Annotated in this window: 14 protein-coding genes; 11 read left to right on the plus strand and 3 right to left on the minus strand. The window is 60.2% G+C overall.

What is annotated here, in order from left to right; genetic code table 11:
- Positions 1-23: 23 nt before the first annotated feature.
- The gene (locus ACP3TY_RS23475) at positions 24-2,462 is read left to right on the plus strand and encodes a penicillin-binding protein 1A (RefSeq protein ID WP_401243536.1); all 2,439 of its coding nucleotides are present in this window, start codon (positions 24-26) and stop codon (positions 2,460-2,462) included.
- A 212-nt stretch (positions 2,463-2,674) separates the two neighbouring features.
- On the opposite strand, the gene ACP3TY_RS23480 is transcribed toward ACP3TY_RS23475, so the two are convergent.
- The 3 genes from ACP3TY_RS23480 to rpmE all read right to left on the minus strand — a co-directional run bounded on the left by ACP3TY_RS23480 (position 2,675) and on the right by rpmE (position 5,169).
- On the minus strand, positions 2,675-3,943 hold the full coding sequence (locus tag ACP3TY_RS23480) for a malic enzyme-like NAD(P)-binding protein (RefSeq protein WP_212544820.1): 1,269 nt from the start codon (positions 3,941-3,943) through the stop codon (positions 2,675-2,677).
- Between the two features lie 183 nt (positions 3,944-4,126).
- Entirely contained in the window at positions 4,127-4,927 is an 801-nt protein-coding gene (locus ACP3TY_RS23485; RefSeq protein WP_426618609.1) for a thermonuclease family protein, read from the minus strand.
- 14 nt (positions 4,928-4,941) lie between these two features.
- A complete protein-coding gene (rpmE, locus tag ACP3TY_RS23490; RefSeq protein ID WP_053116643.1) occupies positions 4,942-5,169 on the minus strand; it encodes a 50S ribosomal protein L31 in 228 nt (75 codons plus the stop codon).
- A gap of 274 nt (positions 5,170-5,443) precedes the next feature.
- On the opposite strand from rpmE, the gene ACP3TY_RS23495 reads away from it, so the two are divergent.
- From ACP3TY_RS23495 to ACP3TY_RS23540, 10 genes are all read left to right on the plus strand, one after another.
- The gene (locus ACP3TY_RS23495; protein WP_053116642.1) at positions 5,444-7,663 is read left to right on the plus strand and encodes a primosomal protein N'; all 2,220 of its coding nucleotides are present in this window, start codon (positions 5,444-5,446) and stop codon (positions 7,661-7,663) included.
- Positions 7,664-7,876: 213 nt separating this feature from the next.
- Positions 7,877-9,613: an arginine--tRNA ligase gene (gene argS, locus ACP3TY_RS23500; protein ID WP_426618610.1), complete on the plus strand. Its 1,737-nt coding sequence runs from the start codon at positions 7,877-7,879 to the stop codon at positions 9,611-9,613.
- 1 nt (position 9,614) lies between these two features.
- The gene (locus ACP3TY_RS23505; protein ID WP_159811618.1) at positions 9,615-10,319 is read left to right on the plus strand and encodes an SPOR domain-containing protein; all 705 of its coding nucleotides are present in this window, start codon (positions 9,615-9,617) and stop codon (positions 10,317-10,319) included.
- A 232-nt stretch (positions 10,320-10,551) separates the two neighbouring features.
- A complete protein-coding gene (hslV, locus tag ACP3TY_RS23510; protein ID WP_016984593.1) occupies positions 10,552-11,082 on the plus strand; it encodes an ATP-dependent protease subunit HslV in 531 nt (176 codons plus the stop codon).
- A gap of 54 nt (positions 11,083-11,136) precedes the next feature.
- Complete coding sequence (hslU, locus tag ACP3TY_RS23515; protein WP_053116639.1) at positions 11,137-12,474, plus strand: HslU--HslV peptidase ATPase subunit; 1,338 nt, start codon at positions 11,137-11,139, stop codon at positions 12,472-12,474.
- A 76-nt stretch (positions 12,475-12,550) separates the two neighbouring features.
- Positions 12,551-12,922 (plus strand): DUF971 domain-containing protein, encoded by a 372-nt coding sequence (locus tag ACP3TY_RS23520; protein WP_282354893.1) that lies wholly within the window; start codon positions 12,551-12,553, stop codon positions 12,920-12,922.
- 258 nt (positions 12,923-13,180) lie between these two features.
- Positions 13,181-14,860: a class II poly(R)-hydroxyalkanoic acid synthase gene (gene phaC / locus ACP3TY_RS23525; protein WP_426618611.1), complete on the plus strand. Its 1,680-nt coding sequence runs from the start codon at positions 13,181-13,183 to the stop codon at positions 14,858-14,860.
- A gap of 142 nt (positions 14,861-15,002) precedes the next feature.
- Positions 15,003-15,857 carry a poly(3-hydroxyalkanoate) depolymerase gene (gene phaZ / locus ACP3TY_RS23530; protein WP_426618612.1) on the plus strand — a complete coding sequence of 285 codons (855 nt, stop codon included), beginning with the start codon at positions 15,003-15,005 and terminating at the stop codon, positions 15,855-15,857.
- Between the two features lie 138 nt (positions 15,858-15,995).
- Entirely contained in the window at positions 15,996-17,678 is a 1,683-nt protein-coding gene (gene phaC, locus ACP3TY_RS23535; protein WP_400755769.1) for a class II poly(R)-hydroxyalkanoic acid synthase, read from the plus strand.
- A 30-nt stretch (positions 17,679-17,708) separates the two neighbouring features.
- Positions 17,709-18,329, plus strand: coding sequence for a TetR/AcrR family transcriptional regulator (locus ACP3TY_RS23540; protein WP_008080633.1), 621 nt, complete (start codon positions 17,709-17,711; stop codon positions 18,327-18,329).
- The last annotated feature ends 68 nt before the right edge of the window (positions 18,330-18,397 follow it).

An 18,397-nucleotide genomic window follows, 5' to 3' on the forward strand; every position in this document is an offset into this window, starting at 1 on the left:
GCCCTGGATGTCCAAACGCCTTGATTCGTCTGCTGAAATTTTTCGGTTGGTCCATCGTCGCCGTTTTCTGCGGACTGCTTTTAGGTCTCAGCGGCGCCTATCTTTACCTTAGTCCGGGTTTGCCTTCTGTGGAGGCCCTGAGAAGCATTCAGTTGCAGATTCCATTGCGGGTCTACAGCAGCGACAACAAGTTGATCGCAGAATTTGGCGAAATGCGCCGGACTCCGATCCGTTTCGCCGACATTCCCCCCAATTTCATTAATGCGTTACTAAGTGCTGAAGACGACAATTTCGCCAATCACTATGGCGTCGATCCGAGCAGCCTGATGCGCGCCGCGACGCAATTGGTCAAAAGCGGCCACATTCAGTCCGGCGGCAGCACCATCACCATGCAGGTGGCGAAGAACTTCTTCCTGACCAGCGAACGCAGCTTCTCGCGCAAAACCACTGAAATCCTCCTGGCCCTGCAGATCGAGCGACAGCTGACCAAGGACGAAATCCTTGAGCTGTACGTGAACAAGATCTATCTGGGTAACCGCGCCTACGGCATCGAGGCGGCGGCGCAGGTGTATTACGGCAAGTCGATCCGCGACATCAGCCTGGCGCAGATGGCGATGATCGCCGGCCTGCCGAAAGCCCCGTCGCGCTTCAATCCGCTGGCCAACCCGACGCGCAGTAAAGAACGCCGCGACTGGATCCTCGGGCGCATGTACAAGCTCGGCAAGATCACCGAAGCGGATTACACCGCTGCGATCAACGAGCCGCTGAACGCCAGTTATCACGTGCCGACCCCGGAAGTGAACGCACCGTACATCGCCGAAATGGCCCGTGCCGAAATGGTCGGCCGTTATGGCAGCGACGCCTATACCGAAGGTTTCCGCGTCACCACCACGGTACCGAGCAATCTGCAGGAAATGGCCAACACCGCGCTGCACGAAGGTTTGATGACCTACGACCAGCGTCACGGCTACCGTGGCCCCGAGTCGCGCCTGCCGGGCAAGACCCGCGAAGCCTGGGCCAGCGAGCTGACCAAACAACGCACCATCAGCAGCCTCGAACCGGCGATCGTCACGCAAGTCGACAAGAACGGCCTGCAAGTACTGACCCGCACCGGTGAAGAACACGTGGCCTGGGACACTATGAAATGGGCGCGGCCGTTCCTCAATACCAACAGCATGGGCCCGAATCCGCGTCAGCCGTCGGATGTTGCGCAGGTTGGCGATCTGGTTCGTGTGCAGCGTCAGAAAGACAATTCGCTGAAATTCAGCCAGATCCCGCAGGCGCAAGGCGCGCTGGTCTCGCTGGATCCGCAGAACGGCGCAATCCGCTCGCTGGTCGGTGGTTTCGCTTTCGAGCAGAGCAACTACAACCGCGCCATGCAGGCCAAGCGTCAGCCGGGTTCGAGTTTCAAGCCATTCGTTTATAGCGCCGCGCTGGACAGCGGCTACACCGCCGCGACGCTGGTCAACGACGCGCCGATCGTGTTTGTCGACGAGTACCTGGACAAGGTCTGGCGTCCGAAGAACGACACCAATACCTTCCTCGGCCCGATCCGCTTGCGTGAAGGTTTGTACAAATCGCGCAACCTGGTGTCGATCCGTTTGCTGCAAGCGATGGGCGTGAGCAAGACCATCGACTACATCAGCCGCTTCGGCTTCAACAAACAGGATCTGCCGCCGAACCTTTCGCTGGCACTGGGTACCGCAACGCTGACGCCAATGGAGATCGCGACCGGCTGGAGCACGTTCGCCAACGGTGGCTACAAGATCACGCCATATGTGATCGACAAGATCGAAAGCCGTAACGGCGACACGCTGTTCGTCGCCAACCCGCCGACCGTGCCGCAGGGCGCTGCGGCAACGGACGGCATTGCCGCGCCGCACACTGACGCGATCACGGTCAACGCTACGCCGGGTGAAGCACCGGGCACTGCGGCGGCACCGCAAACGCCTGCCGTCGCCGAGCGCATCGTTGATGGCCGCACCACTTACATCCTCAACAGCATGTTGCAGGACGTGATCAAGCTCGGCACCGGCCGTCGCGCGCTGGCCATGGGTCGCAGCGACATCGCCGGCAAAACCGGTACCACCAACGAATCTAAGGATGCGTGGTTCTCCGGGTACAACGCCGATTACGTGACCACGGTCTGGACGGGCTTCGACCAGCCGGAAAGCCTTGGTCGTCGCGAGTTCGGTGGCACGGTGGCACTGCCAATCTGGATGAATTACATGTCGGCGGCGCTGAAGGACAAGCCACCGCACGTGCAGCCTGAGCCGGAAGGTTTGTTGAGCCTGCGCGTGGATCCGGTGAGTGGCCGTGCGGCGACGCCGAGCACGCCGGGGGCGTACTTCGAGCTGTTCAAGGCTGAGGATACCCCGCCATCGGTGAACGAGCTGGGTAACGGCGCTGTGCCAGGCAGCCCGCTGCCGGCGGATGAACAGGCGCCGATCGACTTGTTCTGATCCAGCGGCATTGAAAAGCCCCGCCTTCGCGAGAAGTGCGGGGCTTTTTATTGGTTGGAGCGCAGATCAAAAGATCGCAGCCTTCGGCAGCTCCTACAGGGGGAGTGCGATATTCATGTAGGAGCTGCCGAAGGCTGCGATCTTTTGATCTTTCCAAACAAAAAGCCCTGACTCTCACGAGCCAGGGCTTTCGCTTGAAGCGTTACAACGGCTTAGCCGTTGAACACGTCATCCACGCTTTTCAGCGGGTAGTTCTTCGGATACGGCAGGGTTGCCACACCAGTCTCGATCGCGGCTTTAGCCACAGCGTCGGAGATCAGAGTGATCAGGCGCTTGTCCATTGGCTTCGGAATGATGTACTCACGACCGAATTCCAGCGGAGCACCGCCGTAGGCATCGCACACGTCCTGTGGCACTGGCAGTTTGGCCAGTTCACGCAGGGCGTTGGCCGCAGCCACTTTCATTTCTTCGTTGATGCGCTTGGCGCGAACGTCCAGGGCACCACGGAAGATGAACGGGAAGCCCAGTACGTTGTTGACCTGGTTCGGGTAGTCCGAACGGCCGGTGGCCATGATCACGTCGTTACGGGTGGCGTGTGCCAGTTCCGGGGAGATTTCCGGATCCGGGTTCGAGCACGCGAACACGATCGGGTTGGCCGCCATCGACAGCAGGCCTTCAGGGCTCAGCAGGTTCGGGCCGGACAGACCGACGAACACGTCAGCGCCTTGCAGAGCGTCAGCCAGGCTGCGCTTCTCGGTGGCGTGAGCGAATACCGCTTTGTACTGGTTCAGGTCGTCACGGCCGGAGTGGATCACGCCGGTACGGTCAACCATGAAAATGTTTTCGATGCGTGCGCCCATGCTCACCAGCAACTTCATGCAGGAGATGGCGGCAGCGCCGGCGCCCAGGCAAACGATCTTGGCATCAGCCAGGGTTTTGCCTGCGATTTCCAGGGCGTTGATCATGCCGGCAGCGGTCACGATCGCGGTACCGTGCTGGTCATCGTGGAATACCGGAATGTCGCACTGCTCGATCAGAGCACGTTCGATCTCAAAGCACTCTGGTGCCTTGATGTCTTCCAGGTTGATGCCACCGAAAGTGATGGAGATGCGTTTTACGGTGTCGATGAAGGCTTGCGGGCTTTCGGAGTCGACTTCGATGTCGAAAACGTCGATGCCGGCGAAGCGCTTGAACAGTACGCCTTTACCTTCCATCACTGGCTTGGACGCCAATGGGCCGAGGTTACCCAGGCCGAGAATCGCGGTGCCATCGGAAATGACTGCAACCAGGTTGCCCTTGCCGGTGTATTTGTAGGCCAGTTCAGGATCGCGAGCGATCTCACGCACTGGTTCAGCTACGCCGGGGCTGTAGGCCAGCGACAAGTCGCGAGCGGTAGCAGTGGCCTTGGTGAGCTCGACACTCAGCTTCCCTGGACGAGGATTGGCATGATATTCGAGAGCGGCAGTTTTCAGATCAGACATTTTGGCATTCCGCTTTTTACTGTTGGACAGACTGGTCAGCGAGGATACGCGCCTCGCAAAGTCCCCACAAGACTGAGCGGTCACCCCTGTCAAGCGCCCTGCCCTACGACTTTGGGCCAAGAGCCACGGCGCACAAGGGCTGGACTGTTCACAATCGACAGAAAAAATGTCTACAATTTTATTTCAGCGAGCGCTTTGCAACATTGCAGGATCTGTCAGCGGAAGTAGCCAACGTGGCTGATCTTGTTTCAAGCCGCCGCGCCGTGATCGATCGACAATCCAGCCGCGCACCTCGATCTGCTTGCCCTTCAACGCCTGCAATCGGGCATTGTCGAATTGTCCGACCAGATTGGGTGCAACGCGCAATACAAGCGCACCCTGCAACTCGATCCAGGTTCCGCCACGATTGCGCTGAACCTTGCTCACACGGCCACTGACCACGGCGAAACCGGAACGCTGGATCCGCGCCGCTTTCAGCACCGGCGACTGCCGCCAGAGACCCCGGCCAGCCTGTCGCGCACTGCGCTCGGCGGCTTGCTGACACGTAACCAAATCGATATTCGGCGCGACCGCGACCTGAAAGCCGAGGCCATCGGCGAGCATCTGCGCTTCAAGATTGGTGCCGCTGGCGCTGTAGAGGTGCGCGAGCGTGCGGCCGTAGTGGTCTTTCGCCTGCTTGCCGAGACGCAAACCGAGCCGTCCATTGCTGTCGGCCACCAATGATTCCAGACGTTTGCGCGCCGCCACCGCGAACGGTTCGTCACTGCGGCCCTGCTTGCCCAGCTCAGATGTGTTGAGGCCGATCATCCGCACACTGCGCCCGTCGCTCAGGCGCACGGTGTCGCCATCGACCACGCGCTGCACCGTGACGCGGGTCAGCCCTACGGGCGTGGGGCAGAAAGCCTGCGCGGCGGACAGCCAAATCGCAGACACAAAAAAGGCGCCCACAAGGGACGCCTTTTTCAGCAATGAGGAAAAGCCCATCGGGCCTTTCAACTTTACTCTGCAGCAGCAGGCTTCTTGCCGAAAGCACCGAAACGGTCTGCGAAGCGCTGAACGCGGCCGCCAGTGTCCAGAGTCTTTTGCTTACCGGTGTAGAACGGGTGGCATTCGTTGCAAACGTCGATCGCCAGAGGCTTGGCCAGGTTCGAACGAGTTTCGAACTTGTTGCCACAGCTGCAGGTAACTGCGGTGACTTCGTATGTTGGATGAATATCAGCTTTCATGATGTCTTCCTCAGGCTGCGTGCCGCCATCCAACACTATTGTTGAATACCGCACGTAATTAGGCCGCGGATTCTACCAGACCTTTTAAATCACGCAAGCTGTCACCGAGACCGACCGTCTGCTAGGCTCCCGACCCTGTGGGAGCGAGCCTGCTCGCGAAGACGATCCATCAGCCAGCATTTTTGTCGCCTGACACTCCGCCTTCGCGAGCAGGCTCGCTCCCACAGGTTATGCAGCCAGTCCTTTAATCGTCTGTTGATAGAGATCCCCCCGCGTGCCCGACGCCATTCTGCGCCTCGCTTTGCCTTCGCCCCTGCGCCGCCTGTTCGATTATCGAGCGCCGGCCGGCGTGCTGCGCGAGCAATTGCAGCCGGGCATGCGCTTGCGCGTACCGTTTGGCCGACGCGAGATGATCGGGATTCTGGTCGAGGTCACTGACACCAGCGAAGTGCCGGTGGAGAAACTCAAACCGGCGCTGGCCCTGCTCGACACGACGCCGCCGCTACCGCCAGCGCTGTTCAAGCTGTGCCTGTGGACGTCGCAGTATTATCAGCACAGCCTCGGCGACACCTTGAGCTGGGCGCTGCCGGTGCTGTTGCGTCAGGGCGAACTGGCCGAGGCGCGTCAGGAACGTTTCTGGTCAGCCGCCCCCGGTGCCAGCCTTGATGATCCGCGTATCGCCCGCGCGCCGCGTCAGCGTGAGGCGCTCGCCACATTGGCCCAGCACCCGCACGGCGTTGCCCATCAGTTGCTGAGCAAACTGATGCTGAGCAAAGACAGCCTCGACCTGCTGCTGGCCAAAGGTCTGGTGCAAGTCGAGATCCGCCGTCACGCACCGGGCTTGCGCCATGAACATTGGCTGGCGCAACCGGAGCTGCCGCTGAACAGCGAGCAACGCGCCGCGTATGAGGCGATCCGCGCCGGCTTCGACAGTTATCATGCCTTTCTGCTGGCCGGCGTCACCGGCAGCGGCAAGACTGAAGTTTATCTGCAGTTGATCCGCGAAACCCTCGAAGCCGGCAAGCAGGCACTGGTGTTGATCCCGGAGATCAACCTCGGCCCGCAGACCCTCGCGCGTTTCGAGCAACGTTTCAACGCGCGCATCGCCCTGTTGCACTCGGCGGTCAATGATCGCGAGCGCCTCGAAGCCTGGCTCGCCGCCCGTGATGGCGAGGCCGACATTATTATCGGCACCCGTTCGGCGCTGTTCACGCCGATGAAAAATCCCGGCCTGATCATCATTGATGAAGAACATGACGGCTCCTATAAACAGCAGGAAGGTTTGCGCTACCACGCCCGTGATCTGGCGCTGGTGCGTGCGCGGCAGGAAAACATCCCGATCGTGCTCGGCTCCGCCACGCCTTCGCTGGAAAGCCTGCACAACGCCTACACCGGACGTTACGGCCTCCTACGCCTGAATGAGCGTGCCGGTGGCGCCAAGCAGCCACGCTTCCTACGCCTGGATGTAAAAAGCCGTCCACTCGACAGCGGGATTTCCGGGCCGATGCAACAAGCCATCGGCCAGACCCTCGCCAACGGCCAGCAGGTGCTGGTGTTCCTCAACCGTCGCGGTTTCGCGCCGACGCTGCTGTGCCACGATTGCGGCTGGATGTCCGAGTGTTCGCGTTGCGATGCGCGGATGACCGTGCATCAGCGTTATGGCGAGTTGCGCTGCCACCATTGCGGCTACGTCGAGCGCACGCCGCGCCAGTGTCCCAAGTGCAACAAGGTCGATTTGCGTCCGGTGGGCGCCGGCACCGAGCGCGCCGAGGAACGTCTGGCGATTCTGTTTCCCGACTATCCGGTGCTGCGCGTCGACCGCGACAGCACCTCGCGCAAGGACGCGATGAATCAGCTGTTCGCGACGATTCAGAAGGGCCAGCCGTGCATTCTGGTCGGCACACAGATGCTCGCCAAGGGTCACCACTTTCCACGGGTGACGCTGGTGTCGATCCTCGATGCCGACGGCGGGCTGTTCTCCGGCGACTTCCGCGCCAGCGAGCGCATGGCGCAGTTGATTGTTCAAGTGGCCGGGCGCGCCGGGCGAGCGGAAGAGCCGGGCAAGGTGATCATTCAGACGCATCTGGCCGACCATCCTTTATTGGTGCAACTCACCGAGCAGGGTTATTTCGCCTTTGCCGAGCAGGCTTTGAGTGAACGTCGTGCGGCCGGGCTGCCGCCATTTGCGCATTTGGCACTGTTGCGCGCTGAGGCGCACAAACCGGGGCAGGCGGAAGGGTTTCTCGATGAGGCGTGCAGCGAGGCTGAGCGCTTGCTGGCGGAGCAGAATCTGAGCGGGATTGAACTGCTCGGGCCAGTGCCGGCGCCGATGGAGCGACGGGCCGGGCGTTATCGTGCGCAGCTTTTATTGCAGGCGTCGGCGCGGGCGCCGCTGCATCGGTTGCTGACCAGTTGGCTGTTGGCGCTGGAGCAGATGCCGAGCGGGCGGGCGGTGCGTTGGTCCTTGGATGTCGATCCCGTCGATTTGTATTGAAGATCAAAAGATCGCAGCCTTCGTTAGCTCCTACAGGAAAACCCAGATCCCCGTGTAGGAGCTGCCGCAGGCTGCGATCTTTTGCTTTTAATGTCACCACATATCCACATCCTGCCTGCTAAGGTTGGCAAGCCCGTCTTCGCAACGGATAATGCCCAGTTTTTCCACCCGCGCATCGATGCGCCGCCGCGCTTGCGGTCGAAAGAGAAGACCATGAAAGACACCATTCGCCAGCTGATCCAACAAGCCCTCACCCAACTCGTCAACGAAGGTGTGTTGCCTGAAGGCCTGTCGCCGGCGATTCAGGTGGAGAACGCCCGTGACAAGACCCACGGCGATTTCGCCAGCAACATCGCGATGATGCTGGCCAAGCCTGCGGGCATGAAGCCGCGCGATCTGGCGGAAAAAATCATCGCCGCGCTGCCGGCTGACGAGAACGTCACCAAAGCCGAAATCGCTGGCCCGGGCTTCATCAACTTCTTCCAGAACACTCAGGCTTTGGCCTCGCGTCTCGACGCTGCCTTGGCTGATGCCCATGTTGGCGTGCGCAAGGCCGGCCCGGCGCAGCGCACCGTGGTCGACCTGTCGGCACCGAACCTGGCCAAAGAGATGCACGTCGGCCACTTGCGTTCGACCATCATTGGCGACGGCGTGGCCCGCGTCCTCGAATTCCTCGGCGACGAAGTGATCCGTCAGAACCACGTCGGCGACTGGGGCACCCAGTTCGGCATGCTGATGGCGTATCTGCAGGAAAACCCGATCACCAGCGACGAGCTGTCGGATCTGGAAAACTTCTACCGCGCCGCCAAACAACGTTTCGACGATTCCGCAGAGTTTGCCGACCGCGCCCGTGGCCTGGTGGTCAAGCTGCAGGCCGGCGATGCTGATTGCCTGGCGCTGTGGACGAAGTTCAAGGACATCTCGCTGTCGCACTGCCAGAAGATCTACGAACTGCTCAACGTCAAACTGACCATGGCCGACGTGATGGGCGAAAGCGCCTACAACGACGACCTGATCAACGTGGTCAACGACTTGAAAGCCGCTGGCATGCTGGTCGAGAGCAACGGCGCCCAGTGCGTGTTCCTCGACGAATTCAAAAATGCCGATGGCGACCCGCTGCCGGTGATCATCGTCAAGGCTGACGGCGGTTACCTGTATGCCACCACTGACTTGGCGGCCGTGCGCTATCGCAGCGGCAAACTGAAAGCCGATCGCGCGCTGTACTTTGTCGATCAGCGTCAGGCCCTGCACTTCCAGCAAGTCTTCGCCGTGGCGCGCAAGGCCGGTTTTGTGACCCATCCGATGGAGATGGAACACATGGGCTTCGGCACCATGAACGGCGCCGATGGCCGTCCGTTCAAGACCCGTGACGGTGGCACCGTGAAGCTGATCGACCTGCTGACCGAAGCGCAGGAACGTGCCTACAACCTGGTTAAAGAGAAGAACCCGACACTGGCCGAGGACGAACTGCGCAACATCGCCAAAGTCGTCGGCATCGGCGCGGTGAAATACGCCGACCTGTCGAAGCACCGCACCAGCGACTACAGCTTCAACTTCGACCTGATGCTGAATTTCGAAGGCAACACCGCGCCGTACCTGCTTTACGCTTACACCCGCGTCGCCGGTGTGTTCCGCAAGCTGGGCAAGGACTTCAGCGAAGTCGACGGTCAGATCGTTCTTGAAGCCGAGCACGAACAAGAGCTGGCGGCGAAACTGGCGCAGTTCGGCGAAGTGCTGAACAACGTGTCCGACAAAGGCACGCCGCACATTCTCTGCACTTATCTGTATGACGTTGCCGGTCTGTTCTCCAGCTTCTACGAGAACTGCCCGATCCTCGCCGCCGAAACGCCGGCCCAGATGCAGAGCCGTCTGCGTCTGGCCGCACTGACCGGTCGCACCCTCAAGCAAGGCCTGGAGCTGTTGGGTCTGGAAACTCTGGAGCGTATGTAAGTTGGCTGCCAAGAAAAAACCTGCACCCAAGCGTGGCGCCAGCCGTTACCAAGCTCCTGCGAAGCAACCGATTCCGGGTTGGCTGTGGATGGCCATCGGCCTGACGGTCGGCGCGTTCATCGTGTTTCTGATGAAACTGGAGCCGGGCAAGGGCAGCGACACGGTCAAGCGTGAGAAAGTCGAGCAAGCGCAACAGCAGAAAGCGTCGAAGATCGCCGAGGCCAACAAGACCCCGCCGAGCCCGACCCAGCCTGTGAAACCGAAGTACGACTTCTACACCCTGCTGCCGGAATCGGAAGTGATCGTGCCGCCCGACGCCGTGCCGGAGAAAACCCTGCCGACGCCACAAGTGCCGACCACTCCGGTGACCCCGGCGGAAGCGGCGAAAATCGACACTGCGCGTGCTCAGGCGGCGCTGGCCGGGATCACCCCGCCACCGGCACCCCCGGTGAAAGCGGCGCCCGTGACCAAGTTCTTCCTCCAGGCCGGTTCGTTCCGCAAAGAGGCGGACGCGGACAAAGTGCGTGCGCAGATCATCCTGCTCGGCCAGGCGGTCGCGGTTGAATCGGGCACGGTGAAAGATGAAACCTGGTACCGCGTGCTGGTCGGCCCGTTCAGCAACCGCGAACAACTGACCACAGCGCAGAAACAACTGGCGGGCAGCGGTTTTAGCAATCTGTTGTTACAACAACGCCAGAGCCGCTGACTTTACGTAGAAAACCGCTCCCACAGGCGACGCAAACCCCCTGTAGGAGCTGCCGCAGGCTGCGATCTTTTGATTTTGCTTTCAGATCAGGATCAAAAGATCGCAGCCTTCGGCAGCTCCTACAGTTGATCACCGCTCGTCTCCTCTCCCGCGCTACGGTTGAAATCCTCTCCAGCACCCCCATATGAATGGGCATAAGGCACTTTCGCCCCGCTGTGTGGAGACTCTTCCCTTGACCACCATCGTTTCAGTCCGCCGTCACGGCAAAGTCGTCATGGGCGGCGACGGCCAGGTTTCTCTTGGCAATACCGTGATGAAAGGCAACGCGAAAAAAGTTCGTCGCCTGTACCACGGCCAGGTCATCGCCGGTTTTGCCGGTGCCACCGCCGACGCCTTTACCCTCTTCGAACGTTTCGAAGGCCAGCTTGAAAAACATCAGGGCCACCTGGTGCGCGCCGCGGTCGAACTCGCCAAAGAATGGCGCACCGACCGCTCCCTGAGCCGCCTCGAAGCAATGCTCGCGGTTGCCAACAAAGACGCTTCCCTGATCATCACCGGCAACGGTGACGTGGTCGAACCCGAAGACGGCCTGATCGCCATGGGTTCCGGCGGCGGCTACGCGCAGGCTGCGGCCAGCGCCCTGCTGAAAAAGACCGACCTGTCGGCTCGCGAAATCGTCGAAACCGCACTCGGTATCGCCGGCGACATCTGTGTATTCACCAACCACACTCAGACCATTGAGGAGCAGGATCTCGCTGAATAAGCCTGACGCGGCCCTGTGCCACGGCTTGTTTTTGCTTGAGGACCGTCAACTACTATGTCCATGACTCCCCGCGAAATCGTCCACGAACTCAACCGTCACATCATCGGCCAGGACGATGCCAAGCGCGCCGTCGCGATTGCCCTGCGCAACCGCTGGCGCCGCATGCAGCTGCCTGAAGAGCTGCGCGTTGAAGTGACCCCGAAGAACATCCTGATGATCGGTCCGACCGGTGTCGGTAAAACCGAGATCGCCCGTCGTCTGGCGAAACTCGCCAACGCGCCGTTCATCAAAGTCGAAGCGACCAAGTTCACCGAAGTCGGCTACGTCGGCCGTGACGTCGAATCGATCATCCGTGATCTGGCCGACGCGGCGCTCAAGTTGCTCCGCGAGCAGGAAATGACCCGCGTTCGCCACCGCGCCGAAGACGCTGCCGAGGATCGTATCCTCGACGCGCTGCTGCCGCCGGCACGCATGGGCTTCAGCAATGAAGAAGCGCCAAGTTCCGATTCCAACACCCGTCAACTGTTCCGCAAGCGCCTGCGTGAAGGTCAGCTGGATGACAAGGAGATCGAAATCGAAGTCGCCGAAGTGGCCGGCGTCGATATCTCCGCGCCACCGGGCATGGAAGAAATGACCAACCAGTTGCAGTCGTTGTTCGCCAACATGGGCAAGGGCAAGAAGAAGTCGCGCAAGCTCAAGGTCAAAGAAGCGCTGAAGCTGGTGCGTGACGAAGAAGCCGGGCGTCTGGTCAACGAAGAAGAGCTGAAAGCCAAAGCGCTGGAAGCGGTTGAGCAGCACGGCATCGTGTTCATCGACGAAATCGACAAAGTCGCCAAGCGTGGCAATGTCGGCGGCGCCGATGTCTCCCGTGAAGGCGTGCAGCGCGACTTGCTGCCGCTGATCGAAGGCTGCACCGTCAACACCAAACTGGGCATGGTCAAAACCGACCACATCCTGTTCATCGCGTCCGGTGCGTTCCACCTGAGCAAGCCGAGCGATCTGGTGCCTGAGCTGCAAGGTCGTCTGCCGATCCGCGTTGAACTGAAAGCGCTGAGCCCGTCGGACTTCGAACGCATCCTCAGCGAACCGCACGCTTCGCTCACCGAGCAATACTGCGCACTGCTGAAAACCGAAGGTTTGAACATTCAGTTCCAGCCAGAAGGCATCAAGCGCATCGCCGAGATCGCCTGGCAGGTCAACGAGAAAACCGAGAACATCGGTGCCCGTCGCCTGCACACCCTGCTTGAGCGTCTGCTCGAAGAGGTGTCGTTCAGCGCCGGCGACATGGCCAGCACCCACGATGAGAAGCCGATTCTGATCGACGCCGAATACGTCAACAGCCACCTCGGCGAATTGGCGGAGAACGAAGACCTGTCCCGTTATATCCTGTAAAGCGGCAAGCTCCGAGCTACAAGCGGCAAGCTGAGTTAAGCTTGCCGCTTGTTGCTTGCAGCTCAAGGCTGTTTTTATGATTCCTACCGACATCAAACTGCACAAAGCCTCGAAAACCCTGACGCTCAAATACGCGTCTGGCGAGGAATACACCCTGCCCGCCGAATTTCTGCGCGTGCATTCTCCCTCCGCCGAGGTTCAAGGCCACGGCAATCCGATCCTGCAATTCGGCAAGATTCACGTCGGTCTGAGCAAAGTAGAACCGGCCGGTCAGTACGCACTGAAACTGACCTTCGACGACGGTCACGACAGCGGTCTGTTCACCTGGGAATACCTCTACGAGCTGGGGCGACGTTTTGACGCACTCTGGGCCGATTATCTCGCCGAGCTCAAAGCCGCCGGAAAAACCCGCGATCCCGACGAGTCGATCGTCAAGCTGATGCTCTAGTCCGAGCCTCGCGCTCTTTAGAGGGCATTTTCTAACTTCATCTGTTTGAATGCTCCCCTGCGGAATACAGGATCGGTCCGCTTGCGAAAAAAATTAAACTCGGGTAACCAATGGAGCTGGCAAGTTCCCTGCAGTGCACTACGACTGTAAAACAGCTATGCAGAATTAACGGTCACCCGAGCAGTAGTACCTGGCATTGGCTGTGGAACTGCACAGCAGAAAACCGGGTACTCGTCTCAGGACAATGGAGCGTCGTAGATGAGTAACAAGAATAACGATGACTTGAAGTACCAAGCCTCGGAAAACACCTTGGGGCTTAATCCTGTCGTTGGGCTACGTGGAAAGGATCTGCTCGCCTCTGCTCGTATGGTGCTGAAACAGGCCATCAAACAACCGATCCATAGCGTCAAGCACGTGACCCATTTCGGCCTCGAACTGAAGAACGTGTTGTTCGGCAAATCCGAACTGCAACCGGCCGGCGATGACCGTCGCTTCGCCGATCCTGCGTGGAGCCAGAACCCGCTCTACAAACGTTATCTGCAAACCTACCTGGCGTGGCGCAAGGAACTCCACTCCTGGATTGATGACAGCAACCTCTCACCGAAAGACATCGCGCGCGGCCACTTCGTCATCAACCTGATGACCGAAGCCATGGCCCCGACCAACTCGGCGGCCAACCCCGCAGCGGTCAAACGTTTCTTCGAAACCGGTGGCAAGAGCCTGCTCGACGGCCTCTCGCATCTGGCCAAGGATCTGGTACACAACGGCGGCATGCCGAGCCAGGTCAACATGGGCGCATTCGAGGTCGGCAAGAGCCTCGGCGTGACCGAAGGCGCGGTGGTGTTTCGCAACGACGTGCTGGAGCTGATCCAGTACAAGCCGATCACCGAGCAAGTCCACGAGCGTCCATTGCTGGTGGTGCCGCCACAGATCAACAAGTTCTACGTATTCGACCTCAGCCCGGACAAGAGTCTGGCGCGGTTCTGCCTGCGCAATAACGTGCAGACGTTTATCGTCAGCTGGCGCAACCCGACCAAGGCGCAGCGTGAGTGGGGCCTGTCGACGTACATCGATGCACTGAAAGAAGCGGTCGACGTGGTCACCGCGATTACCGGCAGCAAAGACATCAACATGCTCGGCGCCTGCTCCGGCGGCATCACCTGCACCGCCCTGCTCGGCCACTACGCGGCGATCGGCGAGAAGAAGGTCAACTCCCTCACGCTACTGGTGAGCGTGCTCGACACGACGCTGGACAGCGACGTCGCCCTGTTTGTCGACGAGCAGACCCTGGAGACCGCCAAGCGCCATTCGTATCAGGCCGGCGTGCTCGAAGGTAAAGACATGGCCAAGGTCTTTGCGTGGATGCGCCCGAACGACCTGATCTGGAACTACTGGGTCAATAATTACCTGCTCGGCAACGAGCCGCCGGTGTTCGACATCCTGTTCTGGAACAACGACACCACCCGGTTACCGGCGGCGTTCCACGGCGACCTGATCGAGATGTTCAAAAACAACCCACTGATCCGCCCGAATGCACTGGAAGTGTGCGGCACGCCGATCGACCTCAAGCAGGTCACGGCCGACATCTTCTCGCTGGCCGGCACCAACGACCACATCACGCCGTGGAAGTCCTGCTACAAGTCGGCGCAGTTGTTCGGTGGCAAGGTGGAATTCGTGCTGTCGAGCAGCGGGCATATCCAGAGCATCCTGAACCCGCCGGGCAACCCGAAATCGCGCTACATGACCAGTGAAGGCATGGCCGCGAATGCCGATGACTGGCAAGAGAACTCGACCAAGCACACCGATTCCTGGTGGCTGCACTGGCAGGCCTGGCAGGCCGAACGCTCGGGCAACCTGAAAAAGGCCCCGCTAAAACTGGGCAACAAGGCACATCCGGCGGGCGAAGCCTCGCCGGGCACATACGTACACGAGCGGTAACTGACACCACCCCTCCCCTGTAGGAGCTGCCGCAGGCTGCGATCTTTTGACTTTTGATTTTTAAAAAACAAGATCAAAAGATCGCAGCCTTCGGCAGCTCCTACATGGGGTGTGGTGAATTTAAATCCACAGGGTCTGACGCATGCCGCAACCGTTCATATTCCGTACCGTCGATCTGGATGGCCAGACCCTCCGCACGGCGGTACGCCCCGGCAAGCCTCACTTGACGCCCTTGCTGATTTTCAACGGCATCGGCGCCAACCTGGAGCTGGTGTTTCCGTTTGTCGCGGCGCTGGATCCGGATCTGGAAGTGATCGCTTTCGACGTCCCCGGTGTCGGCGGCTCCTCGACGCCTAATCGGCCGTACCGTTTTCCCGGTCTGGCCAAACTGACGGCGCGGATGCTCGATTACCTCGACTACGGGCAGGTCAACGTCATCGGCGTGTCGTGGGGCGGTGCGCTCGCGCAGCAGTTCGCCTACGACTATCCGGAACGCTGCAAGAAACTGGTGCTGGCGGCGACCGCTGCCGGTGCGGTGATGGTGCCGGGCAAACCGAAAGTACTGTGGTTGATGGCCAGTCCGCGGCGCTACATTCAGCCCTCCCACGTGATCAGGATCGCGCCGCTGATCTATGGCGGCTCGTTCCGTCGCGACCCGACCCTGGCCGCCAGCCACGCGGCGAAAGTGCGTTCGGCGGGCAAGCTCGGTTATTACTGGCAACTGTTCGCCGGCCTCGGCTGGACGAGCATTCACTGGCTGCACAAGATCCATCAGCCGACGCTGGTGCTGGCCGGCGACGACGATCCGCTGATCCCGCTGATCAACATGCGCATGCTCGCCTGGCGCATTCCCAACGCGCAGTTGCACATCATCGATGACGGCCACCTGTTCCTGATCACCCGCGCCGAAGCCGTGGCGCCGATCATCATGAAATTCCTCCAGGAGGAACGGCAGCGCGCGGTGATGCACCCGCACCCGACACCGCTCGGCGGCTAAGGTCGGCGGCAGGCTTTATGCAGGGCTTTACCCGCAATTCGTGGCAGGACGCCACGCAAGCAGCAACCCGTAACAGCGTCTATGGTGTTCTGGTTCGGTGAGTGTGTTTTTGGCCTGAAGACGAAGGAGTGTTGAGTCATGCGCGACAAACCAGCGACGGGCGTAGTGCCCAGCCCCGCCGTGTTCATTAACGCACAGAGTGCGATCACCGGATTGCGCGGTCGCGACTTGCTCTCGACCCTGCGCAGCGTGGCCGCCCACGGTTTGCGTAACCCGGTGCACAGCGCGAAACACGCCTTGAAGCTCGGCGGCCAGTTGGGCCGCGTCCTGCTCGGTGAAACCCTGCACCCGACCAATCCCAACGACAGCCGTTTCGCTGACCCGGCGTGGAGCCTCAACCCGTTTTACCGGCGTAGTCTGCAGGCGTATCTGGCCTGGCAGAAACAGGTCAAAAGCTGGATCGACGAAAGCGACATGAACCCGGAAGACCGCGCCCGCGCGCACTTCGCCTTCACCCTGCTCAACGACGCCGTGGCGCCATCCAACACCCTGCTCAATCCGCTGGCGGTCAAGGAGCTGTTCAACTCCGGCGGCCACAGTCTGGTGCGCGGCCTCGGTCATTTGTTCGATGATTTGCTGCACAACGACGGCTTGCCACGGCAAGTGACCAAGCAGGCTTTTGAAGTCGGCAAAACCGTGGCGACCACTACCGGCTCGGTGGTGTTTCGCAACGAGATGCTCGAGCTGATCCAGTACAAACCGATGAGCGAAAAGCAGTACGCCAAGCCGCTATTGGTGGTACCGCCGCAGATCAACAAGTACTACATTTTCGACCTCAGCCCGCAGAACAGCTTTGTCCAGTACGCGCTGAAAAACGGCTTGCAGACCTTCATGATCAGTTGGCGCAACCCTGACGTGCGCCATCGCGAATGGGGTCTTTCGACCTACGTCGAAGCGGTGGAAGAGGCGATGAATATTTGCCGGGCGATTACCGGCGCCCGCGAGGTCAACCTGATGGGCGCTTGCGCCGGCGGGCTGACCATCGCCGCCCTGCAAGGGCATTTGCAGGCCAAGCGGCAGCTACGGCGGGTCTCCAGCGCAACCTATCTGGTCAGCCTGCTCGACAGTGAAATCGAAACCTCGGCCACGCTGTTCGCCGATGAGCAAACCCTCGAAGCGGCCAAGCGTCGTTCCTATCAAAAGGGTGTGCTCGATGGTCGCGACATGGCCAAAGTCTTCGCTTGGATGCGCCCCAACGATTTGATCTGGAGCTACTTCGTCAACAACTACCTGTTGGGCAAAGAGCCGCCGGCCTTCGACATTCTCTACTGGAACAACGACAACACGCGCCTGCCCGCTGCGTTTCACGGTGACTTGCTGGACTTCTTCAAACACAACCCGTTGACCCATCCGGGTGGGCTAGAAGTCTGCGGCACGCCGATCGACCTGCAGAAAGTCACCGTCGACAGCTTCAGCGTCGCCGGCATGAACGACCACATCACGCCGTGGGATGCGGTGTATCGCTCGACCTTGCTGCTCGGTGGTGACCGACGCTTTGTGCTGTCCAACAGCGGCCATGTGCAGAGCATTCTCAACCCGCCGAGCAACCCGAAAGCCGCGTACGTCGAGAACGCCAAGATGAGCAGCGACCCGCGCGCCTGGTACTACGACGCCAAACACGTCGACGGCAGCTGGTGGCCACAGTGGCTGGAATGGATACAGCAACGCTCCGGCGCCCAGCACGAAACCTCGTTCACCCTCGGCAACCCGAACTATCCACCGATGGAGGCAGCGCCCGGTACCTACGTGCGCGTGCGCTGACGCTTAACCGAACTTTTCTAAGAAGACTGGATGAAAACCCGCGACCGGATTCTCGAATGTGCTTTGCAACTGTTCAACGAAAAGGGCGAGCCGAACGTCTCCACCATGGAAGTTGCCAACGAAATGGGCATCAGCCCAGGCAACCTCTACTACCACTTCCACGGCAAGGAACCGCTGATTCTCGGGCTGTTCGAACGCTTCCAGAATGAACTGGCGCCGCTGCTTGATCCGCCCTCGGATGTGGAACTGGCACCGGAGGATTACTGGCTGTTTTTGCATTTGATTGTGGAGCGGCTGGCGCAGTATCGGTTCCTGTTTCAGGACTTGTCGAACCTGGCCGGGCGGTTGCCGAAACTGGCCAAGGGGATACGTCATCTGCTCAACGCGCTGAAGCGTACGCTGGCTTCGTTGCTGGCGCGGTTGAAGGCGGCGGGGCAGTTGGTCAGTGATACCCAGGCGTTGGGGCAGTTGGTGGAGCAGATCACCATGACGCTGCTGTTCTCGCTGGATTATCAGCGGATTCTGGATCGTGAGGGCGAAGTTCGTTTGGTCGTGTACCAGATCATGATGTTGGTGGCACCGCACCTGCTGCCGCCGGTGAAGGTCGCCACCGAACGGATGGCCCTGCAATACCTTGAAGACCACGAGTAACCCGGAATCAAAAGATCGCAGCCTTCGGCAGCTCCTACAGGGGGAATGTGTACCTCTGTAGGAGCTGC

The sequence above is a fragment of the Pseudomonas rustica genome (assembly GCF_049959085.1).
GTDB classification, from domain to species: domain Bacteria; phylum Pseudomonadota; class Gammaproteobacteria; order Pseudomonadales; family Pseudomonadaceae; genus Aquipseudomonas; species Aquipseudomonas rustica.